Annotated in this window: 2 protein-coding genes and 8 tRNA genes; 8 read left to right on the top strand and 2 right to left on the bottom strand. The window is 41.3% G+C overall.

Features of this window, described 5'->3' with window-relative positions:
• Positions 1-46: 46 nt before the first annotated feature.
• From CRO04_RS25440 to CRO04_RS25405, 8 genes are all read left to right on the top strand, one after another.
• Positions 47-119, top strand: a tRNA-Asn gene (locus CRO04_RS25440).
• Positions 120-123: 4 nt separating this feature from the next.
• Positions 124-195: transfer RNA gene (locus CRO04_RS25435), tRNA-Glu, on the top strand.
• 6 nt (positions 196-201) lie between these two features.
• Positions 202-274: transfer RNA gene (locus CRO04_RS25430), tRNA-Thr, on the top strand.
• A gap of 40 nt (positions 275-314) precedes the next feature.
• A tRNA-Ile gene (locus CRO04_RS25425) sits at positions 315-388 on the top strand.
• Positions 389-417: 29 nt separating this feature from the next.
• Positions 418-491: transfer RNA gene (locus CRO04_RS25420), tRNA-Asp, on the top strand.
• A gap of 69 nt (positions 492-560) precedes the next feature.
• Positions 561-633, top strand: a tRNA-Val gene (locus CRO04_RS25415).
• 23 nt (positions 634-656) lie between these two features.
• Positions 657-742 (top strand) — tRNA-Leu (locus CRO04_RS25410).
• Between the two features lie 28 nt (positions 743-770).
• Positions 771-844, top strand: a tRNA-Arg gene (locus CRO04_RS25405).
• A gap of 187 nt (positions 845-1031) precedes the next feature.
• Here CRO04_RS25405 and CRO04_RS25400 read toward each other — a convergent pair.
• Together CRO04_RS25400 and CRO04_RS25395 are read right to left on the bottom strand one after the other, a co-directional pair.
• Positions 1032-1991 (bottom strand): tyrosine-type recombinase/integrase, encoded by a 960-nt coding sequence (locus tag CRO04_RS25400; RefSeq protein WP_166432679.1) that lies wholly within the window; start codon positions 1989-1991, stop codon positions 1032-1034.
• A partial coding sequence (locus CRO04_RS25395) for a hypothetical protein (RefSeq protein WP_207654523.1) occupies positions 1984-3510 on the bottom strand: 1527 nt, incomplete at its 5' end. The genes CRO04_RS25395 and CRO04_RS25400, both read right to left, overlap by 8 nt.

Here is a 3510-nt window from a genome sequence, read left to right as displayed (position 1 = left end):
TGTGGTTTTGAGGGTATATGCCTCAGATATTGCAGCAATGCAGTAATCCTCGATAGCTCAGTCGGTAGAGCAAACGGCTGTTAACCGTTGGGTCGTAGGTTCAAGTCCTACTCGGGGAGCTTTGGCCCCATGGTCAAGCGGTTAAGACATCGCCCTTTCACGGCGGTAACACGAGTTCGAATCTCGTTGGGGTCATTGAATGCCGATGTGGCTCAATTGGCAGAGCAGCTGATTTGTAATCAGCAGGTTATCGGTTCGAGTCCGATCATCGGCTTTCGCAATACTTAATTAAATCGATCAGATTATAATGTTTAGGACCTTTAGCTCAGTTGGTTAGAGCAACCGGCTCATAACCGGTCGGTCCCGGGTTCGAGTCCCCGAAGGTCCACTAGCACTGAACTAAATAGTTAATAATCTGGCCCGGTGGCTCAGCTGGTTAGAGCGCCGCCCTGTCACGGCGGAGGTCGTGGGTTCGAATCCCATCCGGGTCGTTCTGTATTTTCCAATACAGGCTTTACAAACCAGCATGTAAGTTGTATAATGCTTACTGTATCGTTTATGGGATCTTAGCTCAGCTGGGAGAGCATCTGCCTTACAAGCAGAGGGTCATAGGTTCGAGCCCTATAGGTCCCATTTCCATGAGAAATCATGAGAATGCCGGCGTGGCGGAACTGGCAGACGCACAGGACTTAAAATCCTGCGGGACTTACCTCCCGTACCGGTTCGATTCCGGTCGCCGGCATTGCCTGAAAAGGCAGCCAATTGAATATGTGTGTGTAGCTCAGCTGGATAGAGCACTTGGCTACGGACCAAGGTGTCGGGAGTTCGAATCTTCTCACGCACGTAACGGACACAGCCCCAGGGAATTCTCCTGGGGCTGTTCTTGTATTTGCCGTTTTGTATCTCATGGTTTTTCCTGATCGGAGAAGCTCCGGGCGAAATGAAGGTAATTTTGAGATACACCTTTACTTGTAACTCAAATTATTTCCAGGCACCAGGCTGCAGCATAAGGATTGAGATACAATATTTTTTTATCTGTGTACTTTTCCCGAGTAAAAAATGGGGTCCAGCGTATAAACATTATCTTTAAAACTATACACTGTAGCAACGTGCATATACTTTTGAGTTGTCTCAATACTTTCATGGCCTAACAAAATACGAAGCATTTCAACGGAACCTCCGCTCATAATGTAAGATGTTGCAAACGTATGTCTTAACAGATGCGGATGCAAGCGATCTATACCAGAACGTTTTTTTAACCGGGCAAAAAGTGACTTCATGGCATTTTCTGATATTGGTTCACCGTTCTGATCTAAAAATATATTATCGGATTTAGTAATAGACCGAAATACATGTATATAGCTGTATATAGACTTCTTAAGACTGGAAGCCATCGGTATTGTTCTTTCCTTATTTCCCTTTGAATAAACTACGTGTATATATCTATTTGCAAAATTTACATCCTGACATCGTAGGGAGCGGACTTCATTAAAACGCAAACCAGCTTCCAACATTAAATGTACCATACAATAATTACGACAGCCTGATGAGGTTTTCAGATTAAAAAGCTTATCGAGTGTTTCGATCTCATCCAAAAACAATGGAATAATCATTTTTCGCTCTGCTTTAATAATTCGTACACCAGAAAATTTATTATCACAGTATTCTTCATCAGCCAAATAAGAAAAGAATGTTTTCAAGTCGACCGTGTAATTACGAATTGTACGTTGACTTAATTTTCCTTTCGCCTTTTTAAGCGGATGAACTGCATTGGCCTGACGCTGCCGAAGTGATACAATATAACGTTTTATATCTCCGCTGGAAAGTTCTGAAAGCTTCAGATCGTCAATAGTACAATCTCTTGACTCTGCTAAGTAATCCATAAAATAACGAAGCGTATTCTGGTAATTTACTATTGTACTTTCAGAGCAAAATGTTTGCCGATCAAAAATAAATAAATCATAAGCAGTTTTTATACTAATATCATTCATTCGTAAAATCTCCTTGAAAATCATTTTTGCTCATGCTATTATGACTATAGACTTCACCAGTCGTTTTATCTATGATCGTGAGTTCAGACCTTGCAGTATAAGTAAGGTTGCCTGGCAGTTCATCGGAGTTGAGCTGCTGGGCCTTTTTCGTTTTATACCGTAAAGCCTTCTCAACATCATTATCATTTAACGTACAAAGTGCATCTACAACATCCTGCATGATATCATCTTCATTCATACCCTTATTATAAAATCCTAACGTTACAATACTATTGATGGCCCGTCGTTTAACCAGATCAGCATTCAGATGGCGGCTATATTCCCTTACAAGCTTAAGCTGCTTCGGGGGAATGTGTGCATCAACCAGTTTACAACTGCGAAGAGACTTCCAGAAGCCGCACATTTCACGGCGAGATTTATTCACATCCCCTTCCGGTTCTACCATACGAAATACATAGTTTGTCAAATAATCCATAATCAGTTTCCGATTGTCCAGGTAATCATAAATCCTTTTAGCGGTTAACTTTGACTTATTATCTCGAAGCGGAAGTAGTACATAAGACTTTGAATGGCGGCGGCGTGTCTGATACTCTACATTCATAATCAGGTTTACTTTTGGTGTAAGAGTATCAACAAATTTCTGTAAGGTATCTTCCTCCATAGTCTGCTCCCCAGACAAGAGCCTGCGGCAGACTGACTTTGCACTTTCATCGGAACCATGTTCCAGGTAGAAGGAAGCACGGGCCATATTAAGGTACTGCCAGCTTTTACGCTTATAACATTCCTCATAAACGTGCAGGTCATAGCGGTTAATCAGGCCATTGAACAACCAAAAGTAAAAAAACCAGCCCTTATAACCCATTTCAACAACTTCTTTGCTTTTCATATAGATTCGTACAAAGACTTTATCCGTTCGTTTTCCCAGGGCAACATAATCAATCTCATAATCCTGACTGCCTTTCTTTTCTGTATGGGTGACAGCATCATTAAACCGATCTACACGCATTTTGTAAAAGTTTTCAAGGGAAAAGAAGCGTTCTGGATTACTTAGGTAGTTGCTGTGCCAGCAATAATCAATTCGGTTCTCCTGGGCATAGGCAATCTGTAAGCCAAAATGTTCGGCTAATGCCTGGACATATTCATAAGACCGTTCGAATGATTCATTAACCCCGTATATCCAAAGCATATAACTTCTAATCTGTACCACCAGTTCACAAGTGACTGATACTGCCGAATCGGAAGACTTAGGAACGACAGGAGCTAAGAAGATATCAAACCATTCAGGATATTCCAGGCAGACATTATACATTTTTGCAAAACTGAATGGTCTAAGGTTTAAGGAGAAACCCGATCCAAAGTCAAGACGAAGAAAGTCGACGTTTACATTTTTTGAGAGCTTCCGGTTCATAGCATCAAAGTATTTTCGGAACTGCATGACTTTGCTATCCAAAGAATCAGCGGTAAAGTCATTTATAAATTTCACGGAATAATAAAATGTATCAATATTATGTAGAAACTT

Origin of the sequence: Lacrimispora amygdalina, assembly GCF_900205965.1 — a bacterium.
Taxonomy (GTDB): domain Bacteria; phylum Bacillota; class Clostridia; order Lachnospirales; family Lachnospiraceae; genus Lacrimispora; species Lacrimispora amygdalina_A.
The sequence above is the reverse complement of the archived record's forward strand: the minus strand, read 5'-3'. Positions and strand labels throughout refer to the sequence as shown.

What these genes read in the sequence shown, in the direction of transcription:
- CRO04_RS25400 (WP_166432679.1), bottom strand. Translation starts at nt 1,991, where the DNA reads ATGAATGATATTAGTATAAAAACTGCTTATGATTTATTTATTTTTGAT.